Genomic DNA, 24,390 nt, shown 5'->3' on the forward strand with positions numbered 1-24,390 from the left:
TTTGGCCAAGGATTTAAAGTGAGGTTGTGCGTAAGGCGATAAGCGTTTAGTGTTATTACGCCAAACGCCTATCGCTAAACTGAATTATTTCACCACCTCAACCCAAAATCCAGCTTTTGCTGCGGCAATTTTATTGTCGTACATGGCTTCGCACTGCACATTAGACAGATAAAACCTACCCAAGTAAGAAGCATTGAGTAAAACCCTAAATGTTTTGGTCTCGTTTTCCCTCAGGTTGAAATAAGTCAATACCCTGTCATCCCTAATGTCTTGGTAATCATAAGCAGATGCTGTAAATGCACCTTCATTATCGTGCAGCCTCGTATTAATAATTTCCCAGCCCGAAGGGAAGATTTGCGTTAATGCCATCTGTTCGTACAAGCCTTGTCTGCCAGTATTTTTCACGGTTACCTCCGCATAAAAATCTTGTCCTTGTGTCAGCTGCGCTGGATTTAATACCTGTCCCTTCATGTTTTTGTAACTCACATCCATCACCAATAAATCTGGATTATTTGGCAAGAAATCATTCTGTCCGGTAGCTGGGCGACCTTGAACAATGAGCCTTGCAAAAAGTACGCCGCTGCTTTTGTTGGTGATAGTAGCTTTATTCCCTTTAAAATTAATTGATGTAGAACTGTAATACTGATTGTTGTTTACCGAACCTTTAGCACCATCTAATACGTATTGGAAGTTCAATTTGCGAGCCGATTTTTGCTCGCCGCAGAACTTCGCAATTGCCAGCAAACTATAAGCAGTAGTTTGGGTGCTGTACCATTGGTCTTCGCCTAATCTAGCTGCAACTTTAGTCATTACTTGTTGTGCTCGGTTTTTCTGTCCCATCAAGGTCAACGTTTCCATTATCATTGCTTGGTCTCTTAAATCCGATCCGTAAGTGCCACCTAATTGTTGGTAAGCTTCTACCTGCGTGGCTAAACCTCTAATTAAACTATTTGCAGCACCTGTTTGTCCTGCTAGTTGATAGGCTGCTGCCAATCGCCATTTTGCGGCATCAGTTAAATACTCGAAAGCTCTAAGTCTGTTCATTGCAGCCATTTCTGGCTTTTTCGCCAATGCCAATACATACAAGCGGTAAGCCTGATTTAAATCGCCACCATAGAAATTATTTGCGTTAGGTGTCCAATTGTTTGCTTTGTTTTTCAAGAAACGAACTAGTCCATCAAATAAACCAACAGGTAAGGTATAACCACTTTCCTGCGCTTCAATTAAGAAATGGGCCGCATAATTGGTTCCCCATTCATCGGCAGTTGGGTTGCCCGGCCAGTAAGCTAAGCCACCATCTGTAGTTTGGAAGCCTTTCAGTTTGTTAATTCCAGCTTTAATGTTGCGTTCTATTTGTGTTTTTTTCTGTTCGCTTAAAGCCGAAAGCCTATCTAAATACAATTGAGGGAAAATGCCAGATGTAGTTTGCTCTACGCAACCATGCGGATACTGGATTAAGTAGCCCAATCTTTTTTCTAAATTGATAGGAGGGATAGAAGAAACTTCCAAACTACCACTGTTCGTTCCCGCGGTACCGATAGCTGCATAATCACTGCTCCAAGATTGGTTAGGTTGTATTACCGCAGAAATCACGTTCGTTACCATCGGATTTGGATTTCTGATGTCCAATTCTACATCGGTAATTGTTTTTTCAGCTCCGCTTTGCGCAATAATCTTAATTTTGGCAATGCCCGTATTGTTTGGCGCAGTCACATTAAAATAAGTCAATTGATCGCCAGCTTTAGCAAAGCTTAAATTTTGCTTATTGGTTTGGTTAATGCGCAAATTGCTAGTCTGCAAGCTTACTGAAACATTTCTGATGTTATTATTGGTAGCAAAAACGTTTACCGGTAATGTAAATGTTTCGCCCGGACCAATTACTCTCGGTACAGAGGCCAACAACATGATTGGTTTTTTAACTTCTACTGCTTTTTCAGCGTTTCCGTAAGCACCATCATTAGCGGCAACAACCATTACTTTTACCGAACCAATGTACTGTGGCAGCTTAAATTTATGCGTTTTCTTTTCGCCTTTACCCAATTGGAAAGGTCCCATAAATTTCACTACCGGTTTAAATCGGTTTGCTTTAGCAGGGTTAATGTTTTTGTTGAGCGCACCATCACCGCCAATGCTTAAAATTCTTTCCAAATTGCCACCCCATGCACCGAGTACCTGATCAAATAAATCCCAAGTTTTAACACCTAAGCCTTCTCTGGCATAAAATGATGCGTGAGGATCAGGAGTTTTGAAACGGGTAAGATCTAACAAACCTTCGTCAACAATGGCGATGGTATAAGTCATTGCTTTACCATTTGCTTCGCTAACCGCCAAACTACTTTCTGTTTCTGGTCGTAGTTCTTTCGCTATTGTAATTTGAGGTTTTAAAATCGTTTCAGGGTTTTCTATGTTTAGAGGAATAGCACCGTACATCCTAATTGGCATATCATTAACCGTTTGGCTGTGCGGCTGCAGCAAAGTCACATTGGCAAAAACATTAGGCGTCATGTTCTTCTCTGCCTTAAAGCTAATTTGCGTTTGACCTTTCTTCGTATCTGCCCAAAATGTTTTAACTACTCTACTGCCGTTTTCAATAGACACTAAAGCCCTTCCGTTTTCTGGCGATGGAACGGTTAAGGTAATTTCATCGCCAACATTGTACTTAGCTTTGTTAGCTGTGAAAGATAGCATTGCGGCTTCGGTTGGATTATTGCCTTGTTCGCGTTGCGCCCATCCCGGCCAATCGATGTAAACTTCTCTGGCTGCAAAATGACCACCGCCGTACGCATTTCCCACTACAATTAAATAACGTCCCCATTCAGGTTCATCAATTCTAAGATCCCATTTGGCTTTACCGTTACGCATTTCTACCTGTTCCGATCTGATGAGCTTGTTGTACTCATTTTGCGTAAAATTGGCGTAATTCTCTTGGTTGTTTTGCTCCCACCACCAACGCCATTGTACTTTGTAAAGCGCTACAGTAACCGTTTTATTGGCATTCAGCAAGGCACCATCTCTGTTCACGTTTACAATATCTACTTGGTGGTTTTTTCCAGTTACCAACATTCCAGTCATTTTATCGCCTTGAGGTGCTTTAATACCAAAATAGTTATCGTAAACATGGTAAGGGATGCTGGAGTTATCGATACTAAAATTACCTCCAGGTTCAAAAACTTTGGTGGTGATGTTCGCCCTTAAAATCCCAGGAGCAGCCATCTGGTCATTCAAATTGGTATTCACAGTAGCAACGCCAGCTTCATTTAAAGTACCTTCAAATACTGTTTTTAACTGATTATCAAATTGAACAATCGGATTATCGAAAGCATAATCTTTAAAGTTAGGGAAGGATGTTTCGCCTTTACTCAAATTGATATCTACCTTCGCTTTTAGGTTTTGCGCAGGTGTACCGAACAGCCATTTCGCAGATAGGGTAGCCGCAGAAACTCGTCCGTTGCCGAGATATTTCTTACCGCCCAAATCAAAGTTAATTTTGATGCGATTTGGTGTAACGGTTTCAATTTTTAGGTTTTTGGTGAAAGTAGCACCACCAGCTTTAAATTTCGCTTGCCATCCGCCAGTTGGCGAAGTATTTTCTGTCGCCGTTTTAAAGGTGTAAAAACCATTTAAAGGTTTGGTGTTGCTTTGCTTTTTAACCAATTGCCCTTTTGGATTGTAAAGCTCGAAAACTACAGGATAGTTAGGTGGCAGTTTCTTCAGCTTATCTTCTAAAATGAATGATAAATAGATACTATCGCCTGGTCGCCAAACGCCACGTTCGCCGTAAATAAAACCTTTAATGCCGTTCTGAACTATTTCTCCACCCACATCAAATCTTGATAGGGGAAGCGAATTACCGTCATCAAGTTTTAAATAACCGCGTTCATTTCCATTTTTAGCAACCAATAGGAAAGGTTTTCTTTTTAGGGCGAAGTTTGCCATACCATCGCCATCAGTTTTTACCGAGGTAAGCACTTGTTTTTGATAGTCTAACAAATCTATGCTTACGCCACTTAAAGGTTTAGCGGTTAATAAATCTGTAGCTACCACGAGCATACTTTCATCGTTTCCACGCTTTGCAATTAGACCAATGTTCGAAGATAGTAGGTTTCGGTGCGCCCATCTTTCGCTGGTATAATAGGATGGCGTACAAGGGTCTTCTCTGTCGTTCCAACGGTAGCCACGAGGGTAGTAGTTCTGGTAATTGTTCCAAAAATCATCGTCTTCATCTATTTTTTCGCCGTACTCATAACCCTCGTAGCCCTCGTACTCACCGTCTTCACCTGCTTCTGTGCTCGCTTTATCACTCGACTGTGCGCAGTTGTATAAGGCGTAGGATTGCTTAAACATGATGCTTACACGGTACATAGCGCCCGGTTCGGTCTTAATCAGTTTGTCTAAGTCAAGTGTAAATCGGTTCTTCTTACGAAGATCTAAAGACTTATCTTCACTTAAATGAATGGTTTTTTGCAGAATTGGCTTAGCGACACGGCGCAATTCATTTCCCTCTTTGTAATTATTTACTTGAAAGAATTGAGGGATGTTATCTTGGAAAATTTTGATGATGGTGACATCTACTGCTTTTAGGTTTACCGCTTCGAAAGGCAATACCAATTTGCCAGAATTAGGCAGGATAGTACCAGCGCCAGCAATAGTTACCGCAGGTTTTTTATTTTCGAAAATGAGGTTTGCACTTTTAGCAGCCTCTAAATTTTTACCGTTGATATTGGTGATAGCATTGCTGATAACAACGTTGTAATTTCCTTCTAAAGCATCTGGTGCATACACTTTAATTTGACTGCCGTCGATGGTAAATCTTAGATCGCTTAAGCTGCCCACATTAATCAATCCGGCTAAATCTTGTGTAACGCTTATAGGTTCAGAGCATTGAATGAGTACATAATCTTCTTGTTGTTGTATTGCTTTAATTGCCAATACTTTGAAAACGTTTTTGGCAGGTATTTCTAATGAGGTTTCGCCCTTGTCATCATCAGCGCCAATGGCATCACCATCCCAATTTAACGACAAGTTGGCGTTGTTTTTTTGAATGCTATCTATCGTAAACGTAGAGGTTTGTTTCTGTGGATTATGGCTCCATTTGATTTTTAATTTCTGCGGAGAGTTGAGCGATAATGTTTTTTCGATTTTTTCGGTATCTTCTGCATCTGCAGTGCTTACTTCGCCGGTTAACTTCATTAAGTTTAACGAAGTATTGTTCTGCGAAATTAGACCATTTTCTGTGAAAGCAAGCCCCGGTTTGATGACCTTAAAATCGAATTCAAATTCTTCTAAGTTTTCTTCTACTGGAAGGATTTTAGCCAAATTTAAGCTGGCTTCATATTTTTGGTCTGGCTTTAAGTTCTCTTCCGGACGGAACTCTATAGTTTGCGCATCTATCCAGTAGGTTTTTCCTTTGATACTAGGAGAGAAGTCGAACAATTTCTGGTCGGTTTCGCCGAGATCGGTAGTGTTACTCACAGAATTTGCTAAATGCACCCGAATGTTGCTCTTTTTTGAAATAATGCCCGAAGTATAAGCATCAATATATTTTGCAAATTGAGTGTGGTCTTGTTTTTTATCCTTTTTAAGTAGAAAATAGCCTGCAATAACTGCAACTAGAACAAGAGCACCGATAACGATTACCTTAATATTAGGTCGTTTGGGAGCGTTATTATTAGGAATTTGTTGGTTCATACGCTAAATAGACTTTAGATATGAAGATAACGAAAAAACTAGTGATTTGTTGGGAGTAGAGAAATATTGTTTAAAGATGTAAAATCGTCGAATTTGGAACAGTTTTCCACTTTTAGTTTTTGGGTTTACGTATTGACGAATTGATTATGAAATGAACCATTGAACCGGTGAGCTAATAAACCAATGAACTATTTTATCATCACCCCTGGTTTATTCAACACAGGAATTCTAATCAAGTTGGTATCTACAATGCTTTCTGGTAAGAAAATAAACTTCTTATCGTAAATGGTGCTGCCAATATAATAACTCAACCAATATTCATTGGTTAAGCCGAAAACAGCAGGGTCAATAGCTTCTACGCCTGCAGAACCTTGCGCTGCAACATCACCTATAAAATGTCTTAACAATGATGTTTTAACCTGTTTGCCATCTTTTTCTCCGTAACCCTTAGATGTGATTAACACATTGGTAAGAGGTTCGTTTTTAAAGTTCACGAGATAAACCGTCCAATTTTTTACTTCTGGTGTTTCGCTCATTAAAACCACGGCAATGGCAACGTCTTCTACAATATTTTTAGGTAAGTCTTTTTTCAAAGTTGTTTAACTGTTTAAACTGGTTAATTGGTTAACTGTTTGCAGCTATGAATCCAAAACTGGGAACTCAAAACTGTAAACTGTCTACTTCTTCTTCGCTACAGCTTTTTTCTTCGCTGGTGCTTTCTTTTTTGCTTCAAAAGCATCAGGTTTTTGTGCTACAATTAAGGCTTTCACATCATCTAAAGAGATGCTAGCTAGTTCCTCTGCAGTGTATTTTTGTTTGGTGGCAGGGTTGTTACCCAATTTTAGCATGTCTTTGCCGAAACGGATAAAAGGTCCCCATCTACCATTTTCGATAGCAATTTTATGTTCTTCCCACTGTTGGATAAAACGATTGTTCTCTTTCTCTATTTTCTTACTAATAAGCTCGTTGATATCGTTCTGCGAAAGGTTATCGAAATTATAAGCCTTCGGAACGTTGATGAACAAATCGTTCCACTTAATGAACGGCCCGAAACGGCCTTTGCCTTTCGTAACCGGCAGGTTTTGGTAATGTGCAACAGGAGCATCTGCATCTATTTTCTCTCCAATTATCGCTACAGCTCTATCGTAATCAACGGTTAAAGGATCTACGTTTTTTGGGATAGAAATAAAAGTGTCGCCCCATTTAACATAAGGTCCAAAACGACCCAAACCTACAGAAACTTCTTTACCTTGGTAATCTTCCAGTTGGAAAGGTAGTTTGAATAAATCTAAAGCTTCTTCTAAAGTTATGGTACCTACCGATTGGGTTTTGGTTAAGCTGGCATAGCGAGGTTTTTCTTCTTCATTGTCGCTAATTTCTCCAATTTGAACCAAAGGGCCAAATCTACCAACTTTGGTATATACATTTTTGCCAGTTGCCGGATCTGTGCCTAATAAACGCTCACCTGTGGCTCTTTCCGCATTTTCTATGGTGTTTTCAACCTCATTGTGGAAAGGTTTGTAGAAAGAGTGTAGCATGGCTGTCCATTCTTGCAACCCTTGTGCAATCTCATCAAACTGTTTTTCTACTTTTGCAGTAAAATTGAAATCTACAATGCCTTTGAAATGTTCTACTAAGAAATCGTTAACTACTTCACCAATATCAGTAGGGAAAAGTTTTGATTTCTCTGCACCTGTAATTTCAGATTTTTTCTGTTTACTTATTTTACCATCAGCTAATGAGAAAGCAAGGAAATCTCTTTTTTTACCATCTCTATCTTCTTTTACAACGTAACCCCTGTTTTGTATGGTAGAAATAGTTGGTGCATAAGTAGAAGGTCGGCCAATGCCCAACTCTTCTAATTTCTTTACCAAACTTGCCTCCGTATAACGTGCTGGCGGACGAGAAAAACGCTCTGTGGCCAGCATCTCTTTTAATTCTAACGATTGACCAACGGTTAAAGGAGGCAATAAGTTGTTTTCGTTCTCGTCATCCTCATCATCAGTAGATTCTAGATATACCTTTAAGAAACCATCAAATTTCAATACTTCACCTTCTGCACCTAGCGTTTCTTTTCTTGTGCTTACGCCGATATCAACCGTAGTTTTTTCGAAAACAGCTTCGCTCATTTGCGAGGCAATAGCACGTTTCCAAATTAACTCGTATAAGCGTTTTTCGGCAGCATCGCCATTGGTGGTATGTTGGTCGAAATAAGTAGGACGGATAGCCTCGTGAGCTTCTTGTGCACCTGCAGATTTCGTTTTGTAAACTCTTGGCTGGTGGTATTGGTTGCCATAAGCCGATTTAATCTCAGCGGCAGCGGCAGCAACCGCCGTTTCCGATAAGTTAACCGAATCGGTACGCATATAGGTGATTTTACCATTTTCGTACAACCTTTGCGCAATTTGCATAGTTCTCGCTACAGAATATCCCAGTTTTCTGGAAGCTTCTTGTTGTAATGTAGAAGTGGTAAAAGGTGCAGCCGGATTTCTTTTTGCAGGCTTAACCTCTAAGTTGTTCACCTTAAAGTTGGCACCAATACAGTCTTGAAGAAACTTTTCTGCTTCTTCTGCTTTTTCGAAACGCTGTGGTAGTTCTGCTTTTACAATCTCCCTACCGTTTCCAGTAGTAAATTGAGCTGTGATTTTAAATGCTGCAGTGGCATTAAATTTATTTACTTCCCTTTCTCTATCTACAATTAGGCGTACCGCAACTGATTGTACACGACCGGCAGATAAAGAAGGTTTTACTTTTTTCCAAAGTACGGGAGAAAGCTCGAAACCCACCAAGCGATCTAAAACCCTACGAGCTTGTTGTGCATAAACTAAATTGTAATCAATTCCTCTAGGGGTTTCGATGGCTTTTAAAATGGCCGGTTTTGTAATTTCATGAAAAACAATGCGTTTGGTATTCTCTTTCTTTAAGCCTAAAGTTTCAAATAAGTGCCAAGAAATAGCCTCTCCTTCACGGTCCTCATCGGATGCTAACCATACCGTTTCGGCACCCTTAGCTAACTTTTTTAATTCAGATACTACCTGTTTTTTATCGGCAGGTACTTCGTAAGTCTGCAAAAAATCCTTTTCTACATCAATTCCCATGTCGCCCTTTACCAAATCACGAATATGGCCATAGCTAGATTTTACTAAAAAATCTTTTCCTAAATATCCTTCTATGGTTTTCGCTTTTGCGGGAGACTCAACTATCAATAAATTTTTTGCCATTAACTCGGGTTTTTGTGCAAATAAAACTATAATATCCCCGAATATCAAAATTGGGAGTATTTTTTTTGCAGAAAAGTAAAAGGCAGGTTAGCGAGCAACTACCATTATACTGTTAAATTGCTGAATTGTTACGTTATTGGTAAGGTGTTTAAATTAGTCAATAAAACTTGGTTGCCGCAAAATTTTAGGCACAATTGAAAAGCGAAACTGAAATAAGAAAATCAAATGTTAGCGCTCGTGGGAAACGGTTGTCCTGTTATCCGCTATATTCCCGATAAATCCTATCGTGTGGACACATCGTAGCAATGACGAAAATACGTGCGTCATACGAATACGAACTGAAGCGTAAGGATAAGCGGGAAGCAATCTATCCAATCATCTTAGATCTTCCGAACATTCGTAGTATTTAATCGCAATTTCTACTATAATTCGCAAATAGCTCCGTGGGAGCTCACATTTGGTAAACTTATGCAGTATATCGGCAAAGCGCCGTAGGTGCGACCTTTAGATCTAAATCAACCAAATGGTCGTCCCGACGGGCAATGTCATTAAGTTAAGTGTGTAGCAGACCCCAGCGGGGGTCTAATATTTATAGAAAAGCATTATTTTAGCCGTTCGACCCCGATGGGGCAATGTCATTAAGTTAAGGATTATTTATAACGTTGGCGGGGACGCCAACATAAGAATACTCCAGTGTTGGCGTCCCCGCCAACGCTTAATTTAATTACATTGTCCGAAGTGACTTGCCCATGTTTTACCATCTTCTACCATAAGTTCATCCTCCGAAATGTCGGAGCAGGCTCTACGGGATTTGCTGATATTTAATTACGAGTGTTCGGGAGGGAATGAGATGTGTCCAAACGATAGGATAGCTATCGGGAGATGCCGCTGCTACCGGGTTTAGCTAACTTAAACTTGTGCACGGCACCTGCATACTAAACCCGACACTAGCGGATACCGGCCCGGTGGCTAAGGCCTGCAGGCGTATGAGCTTTGTGGCGGGACTACACTTACATAGCAGTACTACAAAGCTTTTCCAAGACATCAATTATTTTTTCATTTACAGTGCAACTAAGTATTTACTGCCAACTGAAAAATTACTTCCAGCTATCTAGTTGCATTTTATACTTAAACCCTTTGGTGATTACGCCAGTACTGATATTTTTATCTACTGCTTTTACCTCCTTAACTACCAAACCAATGTTTTTGGCATAAGTTTCATCGTAAATATCTTCCCTAATCAGGTTTACTTCGTTGTACTGATGGATAGAAATAGTAGAATCGAGTTGGTGAGTACCGATTGTTAATGGTACATCAAGATCCTTTACTTCGTGGCGCCATTCTCCCAGATCATTATATACATTGCCATTCCAGGTAGACTGTAAGGTAGGAGGGAACACTAGTCTTACATATCTTTTGTTATCGATAAATTCTTCTGCTCTGTTATTGATGATCTTTTTGGTAATCACTTTTTGGAAAAACCAGTCTTGCGTAGCTGTTTTCTTATAACGTTCAATTCTGTAGGTTTCATTACCCTGAACATCTGTAAACTTATTAGTAACTGTATCTTTTAACTGAAAGAGGTAATTGGTAATGGTATTATTAAAGTTGTTGTAAACGGTAGAATCTACATTATATATTACCACGTGGGTTTCCTTTAACGGGAAATAGTTCAGCGCCATATCAGGTTTAGGTGCATTTTCAGATTTGTTACATCCTAATAGACCTAGACAACTTAGTGAAATAAGTAGATAGAAACGAGATTTCATAATCTCAAATATAGGAAAATGATTGATATGGTAAACCAAGATACGTGGCTATTTATTTTGCTGTATTTTCTTTTTTAGCGATATGTTCAATGTGCTGTGTAAGTTCTCTGGTATAGTTATCTAGCATGGTGGTTGATGTTTTCATATACTCAACAATTTGGGCAATGCTATTTAACGATTCGGACGTTTGCGATAAGAGTTCTGTCATGCCCATTAACTGCGTAACTGGCTGCCTAAGCCCGTGCGAAACCTCGAAAAGAAGTGATTGGAGTTCTTCTATTCGCTGTAGCTTTTTATGCTCGGCTTCTTTCTTGTCATCAATCAAGGTTCTAATAGAGAAATACTGCTTCTGTTTTTGCTGATGTTCATAAACTGGGAATATGACAGTATCTACCCAATAGAAATCCCCATTTTTCTTCTTGTTTCTAATTTCTCCTTGCCAAATATTGCCTTTCCCCACGGTAAGCCACATCTTTTTAAAGAAATCTTTTGAATGTAAACCCGAGTTAACAATGTTGTGGTTAGCGCCAACTAATTCTTCTTTGGTATAGCCTGAAACTTCACAGAATTTATCGTTCGCATATAAAATGATGCCTTTTTGGTTGGTAAGGGAATAGATTACATTATGATCTGCTTTTTCACTCTCGTGATTAATTAGCAGTCTTAAGTCAGAAAAATTTGAGTTCGTTAAGTTCATACATTTGATTGAGAAGCTGCTAAACTATAAAAAATGAACTCATTTATTTGTTAGAGCTGCAAGTTGTGTCCGTAAAATGATAAATGGATGATTTTTAGATTGACGCATTAAATTGAGTAAAACGTTTTCTTTGTATATTCGTTATCAAATAAATTAATTATCATGATCAGTACATTATTAATATTATTCGGCTTGTTTGTAGCTCCAAATCCACCAAAAGATGTTTATGGTTTTTCGTTCAAAACACTAGATGGTAAAGAGGTAAAACTGTCGAAATTTAAAGGGAAGAAGATTTTAATTGTAAATACTGCTTCTAAATGCGGATACACCAAACAGTATGAAGATTTAGAAAAGCTGCACAAACAATATGGCAAGGATGTAGTGCTTATCGGTTTTCCATCTGCAAATTTTGGCGGACAGGAGTTAGGTTCTAATGCAGAAATCAAAGAGTTTTGCTCTAGTAAATTTGCAACTACTTTTTTAATTGCTGAGAAAAGCGATGTAAAAGGTGAAGCAATTACACCATTGTTCCAATATCTTACCTCACAAGCAAATCCAGATTTTACAGGCGATATTAAATGGAATTTTGAAAAATTCTTGATCAATGAAAAAGGTCAATTGGTACATCGTTACCGCTCTGCTGTAAAACCTTTAGATGAGCAGATTGTAAAGAATTTTTAGCCATATTGTTGTTTTGTCATTCCGAGGAACGAGGAATCTGTTAAATTTTAACGGTTTTCATCGTTCCTTTTTTTGTAAGCTTATATGAATTTGTATCCTTATTTCATACTTCTGGTTTTCTTTGCTTTGGCACTCTACTTTATTTTTCGGAAAAAGAAAGTTGTTGTAGCTAAATTAAGTAATACTGATAAAGATTTGCTACTAAATCACGTAGAATTTTACGCTGAACTTAATGCCGAAAAGAAATCCATCTTTGAAGAAAAACTAGTTCACTTTTTAGGAAGAACGAAAATTGAAGGTATTGGTGTTGAAGTTTCTCCTCTGGATAGAATTTTGGTAGGAGCAAGTGCTGTAATACCAATTCTTGGTTTTAAGGACTGGGAATATCGAAACTTAGGAACTGTAGTACTTTATCCTGATACGTTTAATAAAGATTTCCAATTTGCCGAAGGGGATAGAAATATTATGGGCATGGTTGGTGATGGCTATATGAATGGGCAAATGATTTTATCACAATCGGCTTTAAGACATGGGTTCTCTAAAAGTGCTGGTAGTGAAAATACCGGTATCCATGAGTTTGTTCATTTGCTAGATAAATCTGACGGGGCTACAGATGGTGTTCCTCAGTATTTTATGAAGCATGACTATACCATTCCGTGGGTGAAGATGATGCATAAGGAGATCCAGAAGATTGAAGACAACAAATCGGACATTAACCCTTATGCTATGACCAATGAAGCTGAGTTTTTTGCCGTTACTTCAGAGTATTTCTTTGAAAACCCTGAGCGCATGAAGGATAAGCATCCAGCTTTGTATGATAGTTTGAGTAAGATTTTTGGGCAGCAGTTGTAAGGCTAATCTTGTCTTCGGAAAAGACTTAGAAAAGGTGTTTTAGCCTCGTGTGATGTTCGCAGTTTAAGAATAAAAGCAAGTTTTGATTTAAGGTGTTTTAACGTACAATAGTGCTGTTAATTCAATAGGTCTTCTTTTCCATTGATGAAAAGAAGCAAAAATCTAGGCTGCCTATTTTTTCTACAATAGAACTGTAAAGGCAAATTACTGCTATCCGAAAAAATAGGAGGCCGATTAACGGTTATTAATGGTCGCTGCTAACTAAAAACTGCTAACTGAACTATTTCTCAATCTCCTTTAAGCTGTCCATCTTCTTGTGCGCCAAGAAACCTTTAATGTCTTCAAAGTGTTCTCGGACACGTTTATTGCCAAATTCAAATACTTTCTCTGCTAATCCATCTAAGAAATCTCTATCGTGGGATACCAAGATTAAAGTGCCGTCGAAATCTTTCAGTGCATCTTTAATGATATCCTTAGTTTTCATATCTAAGTGGTTGGTAGGCTCATCTAGAATCAGCACATTTACAGGTTCTAACAAAAGCTTAATCATTGCCAAACGTGTTTTTTCACCGCCTGATAACACTTTCACTTTTTTGGTAGTATCATCGCCGCTAAACATAAATGCGCCCAGCAAATCCTTAATTTTTACACGTACATCGCCAACGGCAATTTGGTCAATGGTATCAAAAACCGTTAATTCTCCATCTAAAAGAGCTGCCTGATTTTGAGCGAAGTAGCCAATTTTCACATTGTGGCCAACTTTCAGTTCGCCATCAAAATCAATTTCGCCCATTATGGCTTTAATCATGGTAGATTTACCTTCACCATTTTTACCTACGAAAGCAACTTTCTGCCCACGCTCTATCACCATGTTTGCTTTTTGGAAAACCACATGATCACCGTAAGCTTTGGTCAATTCTTCCACCATTACCGGGTAGCTGCCCGAACGTGGCGAAGGAGGAAACCTTAAACGTAGTGCAGAATTATCAACCTCATCAATCTCAATAACTTCCAATTTTTCCAACATTTTCACCCTCGATTGTACCTGCAAAGTTTTAGAGTAGGTGCCTTTAAAACGATCGATAAATTCCTGATTATCTGCAATGAAACGTTGTTGCTCTTCGTAAGCTTTTATTTGATGTTCGCGACGTTCTTTACGCAACTGCAAATAATGGGTGTATTTTGCTTTGTAATCGTAAATACGTCCCATGGTTACTTCAATGGTACGGTTGGTGATGTTGTCTACAAAGGCACGGTCGTGAGAGATAACAATTACCGCTTTTGCCGAGTTAATCAAGAAATCTTCAAGCCATTCGATACTTTCAATATCCATATGGTTAGTAGGCTCATCTAGTAGGATAAGGTCTGGTTTCTTCAATAAAATCTTCGCCAGTTCTATACGCATACGCCATCCGCCAGAAAATTCTGAAGTTTGACGGGTAAAATCGCTACGCAAAAAGCCTAAACCTTTCAATACCTTTTCTACTTCTGCATCGTAGTTAACTTCCTCTATAGAATAGAATTTTTCGCTCAATTCCGATACCCTTTCAATCAGCTTCATGTAATCATCACTGTCGTAGTCGGTACGGGTATTTAGTTGTTCGTTAAGGTTTTCGAGTTCGTCACGCATTTCGTAAACCTGGCTAAAAGCCTTAGAAGTTTCTTCGAATACCGTAACGTTATCTTGTGTAAGTAAGTGTTGTGGCAAGTAAGCAATAACGGCATCTTTAGGGCCTGAAATGTGGCCTGAAGTTGCTTTACCAGCACCTGCAATAATTTTTAATAGGGTAGATTTTCCAGCCCCATTTTTGCCCATAAGGGCTATTTTGTCATTTTCGTTGATAGAAAAAGATACATCACTAAAAAGCGTAGTACCACCAAATGATACGGAGATATTATTTACGTCGATCAATGTCTTGTTTTTTATGAGCGGCAAAGATATAGAATAGTTTGTTAATTGCCGGTGGTTCATTAGTGAATCTGTAAGCTCCGTATAATTAGTTGCAAAGTGGTTTTCGTTATCAATAATGGTTATTTATTGGGCTTCTTGCAAATTCAAGATCTTTCCATTAACTTGCTTTTCTATACAAATTTAAATTCCATGCTTAATAATACATTAATTGAACTTTTTGAAAGGGACTTAACTAAGGTAGTTCAAGAGTTGGAGCTTTACAAAAGCGAGATGAATATATGGAAGGTAGAAAATGGTATTGCTAATTCGGCTGGCAACTTAGTGCTTCACCTTATTGGAAATTTGAACACTTATATTGGTAAAGAAATAGGCAAAACCGACTATGTAAGAAATAGGGAATTAGAATTTTCGCAGAAAGATGTACCAAGAACAAACTTGATAGCGCAGGTTAAAAACACTTTGAATGTTGTTAAAAAATCGTTGACAAATTTAACAGCAGAAGACCTAAGCAATAAATACCCTTTGGTAGTTTTAGATGCTGAAACTACAACTGAATTTTTTCTAGTGCATTTATTTGGTCATTTAAACTACCATTTAGGGCAGATTAATTACCACAGAAGAATGATTGAGGGATGATTTTGAGTAGCAGTTAACGGATTAAACAGTTAACCAATTAACCAACAAACTACATCAAAAATCCGCCGCCCAATAAATCGTTGCCTTCGTAAAAAACCGCCGACTGACCAGGAGCAATAGCTGAAACAGCATGGTCAAAAACCACACGCATATTTTCTTTTTCTTGTACAATGGTGCTTAAGGTGCCTGCGTCTTTGTAACGAATTTTGGTAACTACGTTATCTAAAGGTTCGTTAATATTAGCGTATTTAATCAGATTTACGTTTTTAACCATGGCTTCACGACGTTCCAATTCATCGGCCCTGCCTAAAACTACTGTATTGCTTTCTGGCAAAATTTGGGTTACAAACATTGGCTCACCAAACGCCACGCCTAAACCTTTACGCTGACCGATGGTGTAAAAAGGATAGCCTTTGTGCTGTCCAATCACCATTCCTTGGCTGTTTACGAAGTTGCCGCCAGCTACACGCTCTTCCAAATCTTCCACTTTGTGTTTCAAGAAAGCACGATAATCGTTGTCTGGAACAAAGCAGATTTCATAGCTTTCGCTTTTCTTTGCCAATTCTTCCTGCCCCATATCTAAAGCCATTTGCCTAATTTCAGCTTTGGTAAAACTACCCAAGGGGAACTTAGTTCTTGCTAAATTTTCTTGCGAAACGCCCCATAAAACATAAGATTGGTCCTTGTTTTCGTCTTTTCCTTTAGAAATTACATAGCGCCCGCTGTCTTGTTGGCGAATGTTGGCATAATGTCCAGTTGCAATAAACTCACAATCTAATTTGTCGGCACGTTTTAACAAAGCTTCCCATTTGATATAGGTATTGCAAAGTACGCAAGGGTTTGGCGTTCTTCCCGCTAGGTATTCATCCACAAAATTGTCGATAACGAAATCACCAAACTCATTTCTAATATCTAAAATGTAGTGGGGGAAGCCATAATTTACAGCCAATGTACGGGCATCGTTGATGCTGTCTAAGCTACAACATCCGGTTTCCTTGCTGTTAGTGCCCGATGTGGCGTAATCCCAAGTTTTCATGGTTAGGCCAATTACTTCGTACCCCTGCTCGTGCAACATCACCGATGCTACAGAACTATCTACCCCGCCACTCATGGCTACTAAAATTCTACCGTGTTTGCTCATTGTTGTAAATAAGGTTGCAAAATTACGGAATTAGTTTAATAGTGTAGATAGCTGAGGTCGTGACAATGTAAAAAGAAGTGCTTGCCACAGATGCACAGACCAAAAAAAATGTATATGATATGAACTCTAAAGCGATGCTATTTTATCAAAAGTAAACATCTGTGCATCTGTGGCAAACAAAGTTACCTGCTGCTCGATTTTCTAATCTGCAATTCTGTATCTAATAAAACTGTTTCGGCAGGGCCGATGTCTTTTCCCTTTACCAAATTGATGATGGTTTGCGCTGCTAGTTCGCCAATTTGTCGTGAAGGTTGCCTAACAGTGCTTAGCGGCGGATTAAGGATTGGTGCCAAGTCTGAATTACTGAAACCTATTAAAGATAGGTCGTCAGGTACTTTGTAACCATGTTTGTTTAAGTAGGCAAGCGCTTTGGTGCTTAATAAATCTGTAGCAGTGAAGATAGCTTGAGGTTTTTGTTTAAGCAGTTCTTCCATGGCCGTAGCTACGTTTTCGTCTGTGTTTTCGTTGATTGAAGTGTTGCAAAACTTCACTAAATCTTCCTCGTAAGCTATTTGATGCTCTACAAGTGCTTGTTTGTACCCTTCAAAACGTTCGCGGGTAATAGCTAAGGTAGATTTGCTGTTTAAATGTGCAATTCTTGTACAGCCAGATAGGATCAAATGCGTAGTAGCTTGATAAGCACCTTTTATATTGTTAGCGGTAATTTTGTGTGCCGTAAGCTCCTCGGTAGTTCTGTCAAAAAGTACGATAGGAAAGCCCTGCGATTGTAATTCTTTCAGGTGTGTAAAATCTGTAGTTTGTAGCGATGGGGAAATCATGATGCCATCTACACCGCTAGCATATAATAGATTGATGCAGGCCTTTTCTTGTTCATACGACTCCTTGCTTTGCATGATGATGATTTGGTAACCACTCTCGGTGCAAATTTGGTCAATCCCATCAAGCATTTGCGCCACAAAATTATTGTCGATAGAACAAATCACCACCCCGATAGAACGTGTTTTACCAACTTTAAGGCTTCGGGCCATTCTGTTAGGTACATAGTTGTGCTCTTTAGCATAGGCCAATACTAATTTTTTGGTCTCTTCTCCAATTTCGTGGCTATCGGTAAGTGCTCTCGAAACGGTAGAAACCGAAATATTCAAAGCTTTAGATATGTCGCGTAAGGTAATGTTGCTCATTTTGAATTAGGTATAAAGATAGAGTTAATTGTTTAAAAAGGTAGTTTCTTTTGTTTTTCGTGTTATTTGATTTTTGTGTTTATTTTTTGTATATTTTTTAGTTTTTATTGTTTTTTTATTTAAATTTTTGTGTTTTTATTATTTTTTGTTGGTTGTTTTTGTTATATATGTATTAATATTTTTAAAATCTGCTTATATTTTTATGTTTTTAGAAGAATACTTTAAAAATTATCAAACAATTTCGGGTGTTTTTGATGAAATGAAGGGTGTTGATGGGGTTAGGAAGCATTATGATTTGTTTATGTCGGCTTTTCAGGGAGTGAATGCTGATGAAATGGCCGTTAAAGACGAATTAGCAAAAAAGCTTTTTCTTACCCAAGGTATTACTTTTACAGTTTATAGTAGTGGCGAAGGCATTGAAAAAATCTTTCCTTTTGATATTTACCCACGTATTATTCAGGCAGCCGAATGGGAATTTATAGAAAATGGAATTAAGCAGCGCCTAAAAGCATTAAATATTTTTTTGAAAGATGTTTATAGCCATCAATTTATTATCAAAGATGGTATTATTCCGGCTTCCTTAATTTACTCGTGCCCCAATTATTTACGAGAAATGATGAACGTGGACGTTCCTTTTAATATCTACACTCATATTAGTGGTATAGATTTAATACGAGATCACGACGGTTCTTACTACGTACTTGAAGATAACCTGCGTACACCCTCTGGCGTAAGTTATATGCTCGAAAACAGAAGTATCAGTTATCGTTTGTTCCCCAATCAAATTCCTGAGAATAAGGTTCGTCCGGTAAGTGATTATCCAGATTTATTAATGAAGAACCTTTTGGCATTGGGTAATAGGCACACGAGTAGGCCAACAGTAGTGCTATTAACGCCGGGCATTTATAATTCTGCTTATTTTGAACATACTACGTTAGCTCGTTTAATGGGGATAGAATTGGTAGAGGGAAGAGATTTGGTAGTTGATAATCACAAAGTTTATATGCGCACTACCAAGGGATTAAAAAGGGTAGATGTAATTTATCGTAGGGTTGATGATGAGTTTTTAGATCCATTGATTTTTAGGCCAGATAGTATGCTAGGCGTTCCGGGAATTTACCATGCCTACAGAAAGGGGAATGTCGCTATTATTAATGCCATGGGTAATGGCGTAGCCGATGACAAGGCCGTATATGCGTACGTGCCCGATATGATCAAATACTATTTAAACGAAGAGCCAATCCTTAAAAATGTACCTACTTTAAGGATGGAAAATACAGACGAACGGGAACATGCCTTAAAAAACCTACACAATATGGTAGTAAAACGTACCAACGAAAGTGGTGGTTACGGAATGTTGATTGGAAATACAGCCGATGAAAAAGAGCTGAAGGAGTTTGCAGAGGAAATACAGAAATCGCCACGACAGTTTATTGCACAGCCCATCATTAGCCTTTCGTCTGCACCTTGTTATATAGATGGTAAGTTGCAGCCTCGACGGGTAGATTTAAGACCTTTCGCCTTGAGCGGCCCCGATGGGGTAGAGATAGTACCCGGCGGATTAACACGTGTGGCACTTAAAGAAGGTTCCATTGTGGTAAATTCATCACAAGGGGGTGGCAGTAAAGATACTTGGGTAGTTGATTAGTGGTTAGGAACTAGGTGCCAGTTGTTAGGAATTAGTCTTTAGTTCAAACAATACATTCAATTCATTGCCGTCAACTTTAGTTGACGGGATGGGGAGAAATAAAACAATCTATCAATAAAAACAATTTAAACTCCGCTTTAGGGGTTGGGGATAAAATTATGCTCAGTAGAGTTGCAGAAAATATATTTTGGATGAGTCGCTACATGGAGCGCACCAACATTCAGTTAAGGATACTAAGAACGTATTACATTGCGTCGCAAGATGGCGTGCCCTTTGTAAAGTGGGATGAAGTTTTTAGACATCACAATCAGGGTATGCCCGCAGAAAGAAGCATGAGCGCCAATCAGGTACTCAACTTCATACTTTTCGATAGAGATAACGAAAGCTCGGTGGTAAACAATATTTTTAGAGCAAGGGAAAATGCCCGCAGTGCGCAAGACCACATCACCAAAGAGCTTTGGCAATGCCTAAATGACTATTATCATTTCATTAGGGATAAAAATTTACAGCGACAGCTTAACCATGGAGACCCGGTAAGTATGTTAGACCAATTAATTAAGCAGTGCATGCTTTACTATGGCATAGTCGATATCTCTATGTTTAGGAGCGAAGGTTTTAATTACCTGAATACCGGTAAGTATATAGAACGTTTGCTGCAGAGCATCAGCTCCCTAAATATGCAAATAATTAGAACCAATGGCGAAATTAAAGACAGTATGGATATTGTGAGCTGGCGTTATTTCTTGGTGTCGATTTCTGGTTACGAATACTACCTCAAATCGCATTCTGGAACGGTAAATCCAGCCTTGATTTTTAAACAAGTATTATACGAAATGCACTTTCCACATTCTATAGTTTATAGTATAGGGCAATTAAATAGATATGCACAGCGCTTAAAACCCGAAAGTTTGGAAGAAAGTTTTGATAAGCTAGAATTCTCTATAGGTAAAGCTGCGGCAATTTTAAAGTACAATAGTCCGGGTTCGGATAGTGAAGCACAACTAGCTCTTTTACAATCTATAGAAACCAATCTACTAAATGTTGTTCAGGTATTTAACGAGTATTATTTTGGTTCGTTAGTTCACTAAGATGTTCATTAGTTCACTAGTTTATTGGGAAACTGGTCATTCAATCATTTAATCCTTCTATCATTTAACATTAAAACATGCCTACATATCACGTTAAACACGTTACAAAATATAACTATCCTGCTACGGTTACGGATAGCGCCAATCAAATTATTTTAAGTCCGCCTACAACACCTTATCAGGATATCGTTCACCATGAAATTAAAATAGAACCTACTACTTCTATTGATAGTTTCTACGATTATTTTGGCAATAAAGTTGGCGTTTTTACCATAGTGCCACCACATACCGATCTTTCTATAGTGGTAGAAGCAGAGGTGGTGACAAAAAATATTCCCCCACCTAACGATTTTTGGCCAGCTAAAAACCAGTGGGAAAATATAGCTTCGTTGGGTAGCCACATTGATTTTCTAGATTTTATTAAGGCAGGAACTTCCCAATCCTTAAAACAGATTAAACTTGAGATAGACAAGTTGGTAAGTTGCGATATGACTGTTTTTCAAATGGTGAACCAACTATCTTCTTATGTGTATAATTTGCTTACTTACCAAAAAGGGGTTACTAATGTGGAAACTGATATTGACCAAATTTGGGAGCTGAAAGCGGGCGTTTGCCAAGATTTCGCACATTTATTAATCGATATGCTGCGTTTGTATAAAGTACCATCTCGGTACGTAAGCGGTTATATCTGCCCTGCCGGAAACGAATTGAGAGGGATTGGTGCAACACACGCTTGGGTAGAAGCCTACATACCAGATTACGGTTGGATGGGAATTGATCCTACAAACAATTGCTTGGTAGGCGATAGGCACATCCGCATTGCGTTTGGCAGAAATTTTAACGATTGTACTCCAGTAAAGGGAACTTACAAAGGTTCTTCGGCACATACACTAGCGGTAGCTGTAATTATTACCAACGAAAAAATCAAGTTAGAAGAAGAGCCAGTGTTAGCTAATGATGCTTATGTTAAGGAAGTAGAAGAGCCAATTATGGTTATCAATTCTTATCAAAAGTTTATCGAAATGCAGCAACAACAACAGCAGCAATAAATCTATATCTGCTTAACATTCAGTTAATAAAATGGATGTTGATAAAATGAAAGGGCATAAGTATTTAAATTTGCAGATATTTAAAGCCAGATTACAAGTGACGAATTAAAATTCTTCCCACTTTAATTTACTTTGTAGGCTGTGGTTCTCTCTCTAAAAGGAGATGTTTGAAGTACAGACGAGGTATGTTGAAGTGAATACAAAAGGTAATTCTTGCCGTCATTTCGACGACGATAGGAGGAGAAATCTAACAAAAAGCTAAATGGATGCTAGATTTCTCACTTCACTTTGTTTCGTATCGAAATGACGACCGACTTTTTGGATAGTATTGTTGGAGAAGTTATGATTTCGCTATGTGATTAATCCCATTTTGTTTGAATATGAAGTTAGTAATTGCCGAGAAACCATCTGTAGGACGTGAGTTAGCCAAAGTTTTTGGGGCTACTACTCGTAAAGATGGTTATATAGAAGGCAAAGGCTATTCGTTTACTTGGGCTTTTGGGCATTTGCTGCAATTGGCACCCCCGCAAGAATATGGTTTTTATGGCTGGCGTAAAGAGCATTTGCCAATGTTGCCACAGAAATTCAAGCTTTCTATCCGTAAAGTTAAAACTAAGGATGGTATGGTAGAAGATCCCGGGGTGAGGAAACAGCTAGATATTATACAAAAGCTGTTTGACGAATGCACCGAAATTATTGTAGCTACGGATGCTGGGCGTGAAGGTGAATTGATTTTCAGATACATCTATTCTTATCTTAAGTGTAAGAAACCATTCAAACGACTTTGGATTTCCTCACAAACTGATGAAGCAATTAAAAACGGTTTCAGAAACTTAAAACCAGGCGAAGAATACGATACTTTATTTAGTTCTGCGCACTGCCGTTCTGTTTCAGATTGGTTAGTGGGCATGAATGCAACACAAGCTTTAAGTATCTCGGCGGGCAATAGAAGTGTTTTGTCGTTAGGTAGAGTGCAAACGCCTACACTGGCAATGATTTGTGCTCGTTATTTGGAGATCAAAAACTTCGTTCCAAAAATTTACTTCCAAATTGGTATTCAATTAGATAAAGACGGGCAACTGTTTAAAGCCATTTCTGTAGAAAGTTTTGATACGAAGGAAGAAGGTGAAGCTGTTTTTTCCAAGGTAGAAGATGTGGCATCGGGCTTTAGTAACGGTGGAAATATTACTGCGGTAGAAGCGAAACCTAGAAAAGAACCGCCTCCACTTTTGCACGATTTAAGTTCTTTGCAGCAGGAAGCAAACAAACGTAACGGTTTTACGGCAGATCAAACTTTAGGTTTGTTGCAAAACTTGTACGAAAGCAAGTTGGTGACTTACCCACGTACGGGTAGCCGTTACATTGGCGATGATATTTTTGCTACCGTTCCTTCGTTAATTGCAAGCTTAACCGATCATCCAATTTTTGCTAAACAAGCTGTTGCTTTGGGCGAAATGACCCTAAACAAAAGAAGTGTAAATGCCAAGAAAGTAACCGACCATCACGCTGTTTTAACTACAGGAATTAAACCTGGTTCGTTAAGTAAAGATCATCAGGCCGTTTACGATTTGGTAGCAGGCAGAATGTTAGAGGCCTTCCATCAAGAATGTGTGAAAGAAGTAACCAAAATTACTATTCAGTCTGAAATTACTTTTGTTGCCAATGGTACGGTGATCCGCTCTGCGGGATGGCGTTCTGTATTTAACGATGTAGAAGACGATAAAAAGGATGAAGACAATCCGGCTTTGCCAAAAGTAAAAAAAGGTGAGGCTTTACCAATTGTAAATAAAGCTTTGTTAGAAAAACAAACTAAGCCAAAGGCGATGTATAACGAAGCGTCTTTGTTAAAAGCGCTAGAAACTTGTGGTAAGGAGATAGAAGACGAAGAATTGCGTTACGCTATGAAAGATAGTGGTTTAGGTACGCCTGCAACTCGTGCCGCAATTATTGAAACTTTATTAACGAGGGAATATATTGTTCGTGAAAAACGTAATTTAGTGCCAACTACAAAAGGCTTGGCAGTTTACGAAGTTGTAAGGGAAAAACGTATTGCACAAGCAGAATTGACAGGTGCTTGGGAAAAACGTTTGGAGGAAATCCGCTCTGGTGCTTCTGTGCAAGATTTTAAAGCAGAAATTATTGATTATACCCGTAGCATTACGCAAGAATTGCTGACCGATGGCGCTGCTATATCTAAGCAATTAGCTGCTCCTGCTGCTGTTTAGGTATAATATTAAAATGGTTGAAGAATTCATACAGCCACGATTTAAATTGTGGGCTAAATTGAATACCACCGCCTTACATAACCTAATACTGAAGGCTCCAGAGGAGCTGTATTTTGGTAATATTTGTGCATTATGCATAGACAGCACCAGCGGTGCGACCTTAAATCATATTTACACCAGACAAATCCATTATACGGTCATCCCTACGGGCATGTCATTAAGTTAAGGATTATTTATAACGTTGGCGGGGACGCCAACATAAGAATACTCCAGTGTTGGCGTCCCCGCCAACGCTTAACTTAATGACATTGCCCTACGGGACTTTCTGATTTGTAAAATGCTTGCGCTACCATAGGTAAATCCCTACGGGATATTTATACGAACGTTTACACCGATGGGGAAAAGGTAGTATTTAACTTTGTTGGCTACTAATAATTGATGGTATCAAACATGTCTTCTAACAATTAATCAGAGCTATTCTTTGATCACACTTCACGCTAAGTGTTTCTACAACAAGCGGTGCAACAATTTGTAATTCATTGCCGTTGGCTTTAGCAAACGGTTTATTTGATATTCACATC

15 protein-coding genes are annotated in these 24,390 nt (G+C 38.7%); 7 read left to right on the plus strand and 8 right to left on the minus strand.

Annotated features, from left to right (window positions below; genetic code table 11):
* Positions 1 to 84 precede the first annotated feature (84 nt).
* From REI64_RS01420 to REI64_RS01440, 5 genes are all read right to left on the minus strand, one after another.
* Positions 85 to 5,688 carry an MG2 domain-containing protein gene (locus REI64_RS01420; protein ID WP_308848296.1) on the minus strand — a complete coding sequence of 1,868 codons (5,604 nt, stop codon included), beginning with the start codon at positions 5,686 to 5,688 and terminating at the stop codon, positions 85 to 87.
* Positions 5,689 to 5,876: 188 nt separating this feature from the next.
* Positions 5,877 to 6,281 (minus strand): hypothetical protein, encoded by a 405-nt coding sequence (locus REI64_RS01425; RefSeq protein WP_308848297.1) that lies wholly within the window; start codon positions 6,279 to 6,281, stop codon positions 5,877 to 5,879.
* Positions 6,282 to 6,365: 84 nt separating this feature from the next.
* Positions 6,366 to 8,909, minus strand: a complete 2,544-nt coding sequence (gene topA, locus REI64_RS01430; RefSeq protein ID WP_308848298.1) for a type I DNA topoisomerase — start codon at positions 8,907 to 8,909, stop codon at positions 6,366 to 6,368.
* Between the two features lie 1,097 nt (positions 8,910 to 10,006).
* Positions 10,007 to 10,678 carry a hypothetical protein gene (locus tag REI64_RS01435; protein WP_308848299.1) on the minus strand — a complete coding sequence of 224 codons (672 nt, stop codon included), beginning with the start codon at positions 10,676 to 10,678 and terminating at the stop codon, positions 10,007 to 10,009.
* 52 nt (positions 10,679 to 10,730) lie between these two features.
* Complete coding sequence (locus tag REI64_RS01440) at positions 10,731 to 11,375, minus strand: PAS domain S-box protein (RefSeq protein ID WP_308848300.1); 645 nt, start codon at positions 11,373 to 11,375, stop codon at positions 10,731 to 10,733.
* 162 nt (positions 11,376 to 11,537) lie between these two features.
* Between REI64_RS01440 and REI64_RS01445 the strand changes: the two genes are divergently transcribed.
* Positions 11,538 to 12,056 (plus strand): glutathione peroxidase, encoded by a 519-nt coding sequence (locus REI64_RS01445; RefSeq protein ID WP_308848301.1) that lies wholly within the window; start codon positions 11,538 to 11,540, stop codon positions 12,054 to 12,056.
* A gap of 84 nt (positions 12,057 to 12,140) precedes the next feature.
* Positions 12,141 to 12,908 carry a zinc-dependent peptidase gene (locus tag REI64_RS01450; RefSeq protein ID WP_308848302.1) on the plus strand — a complete coding sequence of 256 codons (768 nt, stop codon included), beginning with the start codon at positions 12,141 to 12,143 and terminating at the stop codon, positions 12,906 to 12,908.
* Positions 12,909 to 13,188: 280 nt separating this feature from the next.
* Here the strand turns inward: REI64_RS01450 and REI64_RS01455 are convergent, their stop codons facing one another.
* Positions 13,189 to 14,820, minus strand: coding sequence for an ABC-F family ATP-binding cassette domain-containing protein (locus tag REI64_RS01455; protein WP_308848463.1), 1,632 nt, complete (start codon positions 14,818 to 14,820; stop codon positions 13,189 to 13,191).
* Between the two features lie 189 nt (positions 14,821 to 15,009).
* Here REI64_RS01455 and REI64_RS01460 point away from each other — a divergent pair, with 189 nt between their 5' ends.
* On the plus strand, positions 15,010 to 15,456 hold the full coding sequence (locus REI64_RS01460) for a DUF1572 family protein (RefSeq protein ID WP_308848303.1): 447 nt from the start codon (positions 15,010 to 15,012) through the stop codon (positions 15,454 to 15,456).
* Between the two features lie 49 nt (positions 15,457 to 15,505).
* Here REI64_RS01460 and mnmA read toward each other — a convergent pair whose 3' ends face one another.
* Entirely contained in the window at positions 15,506 to 16,597 is a 1,092-nt protein-coding gene (gene mnmA / locus REI64_RS01465; protein ID WP_308848304.1) for a tRNA 2-thiouridine(34) synthase MnmA, read from the minus strand.
* Positions 16,598 to 16,779: 182 nt separating this feature from the next.
* The gene (locus tag REI64_RS01470) at positions 16,780 to 17,799 is read right to left on the minus strand and encodes a LacI family DNA-binding transcriptional regulator (RefSeq protein WP_308848305.1); all 1,020 of its coding nucleotides are present in this window, start codon (positions 17,797 to 17,799) and stop codon (positions 16,780 to 16,782) included.
* A 202-nt stretch (positions 17,800 to 18,001) separates the two neighbouring features.
* Between REI64_RS01470 and REI64_RS01475 the strand changes: the two genes are divergently transcribed.
* From REI64_RS01475 to topB, 4 genes are all read left to right on the plus strand, one after another.
* Positions 18,002 to 19,447, plus strand: a complete 1,446-nt coding sequence (locus REI64_RS01475; protein ID WP_308848306.1) for a circularly permuted type 2 ATP-grasp protein — start codon at positions 18,002 to 18,004, stop codon at positions 19,445 to 19,447.
* 158 nt (positions 19,448 to 19,605) lie between these two features.
* On the plus strand, positions 19,606 to 20,535 hold the full coding sequence (locus REI64_RS01480; RefSeq protein ID WP_308848307.1) for an alpha-E domain-containing protein: 930 nt from the start codon (positions 19,606 to 19,608) through the stop codon (positions 20,533 to 20,535).
* Between the two features lie 77 nt (positions 20,536 to 20,612).
* On the plus strand, positions 20,613 to 21,584 hold the full coding sequence (locus REI64_RS01485; RefSeq protein WP_308848308.1) for a transglutaminase family protein: 972 nt from the start codon (positions 20,613 to 20,615) through the stop codon (positions 21,582 to 21,584).
* A 380-nt stretch (positions 21,585 to 21,964) separates the two neighbouring features.
* Positions 21,965 to 23,809 carry a DNA topoisomerase III gene (gene topB / locus REI64_RS01490; RefSeq protein ID WP_308848309.1) on the plus strand — a complete coding sequence of 615 codons (1,845 nt, stop codon included), beginning with the start codon at positions 21,965 to 21,967 and terminating at the stop codon, positions 23,807 to 23,809.
* The last annotated feature ends 581 nt before the right edge of the window (positions 23,810 to 24,390 follow it).

The organism is Pedobacter sp. (assembly GCF_031119335.1).
Lineage (GTDB): Bacteria > Bacteroidota > Bacteroidia > Sphingobacteriales > Sphingobacteriaceae > Pedobacter.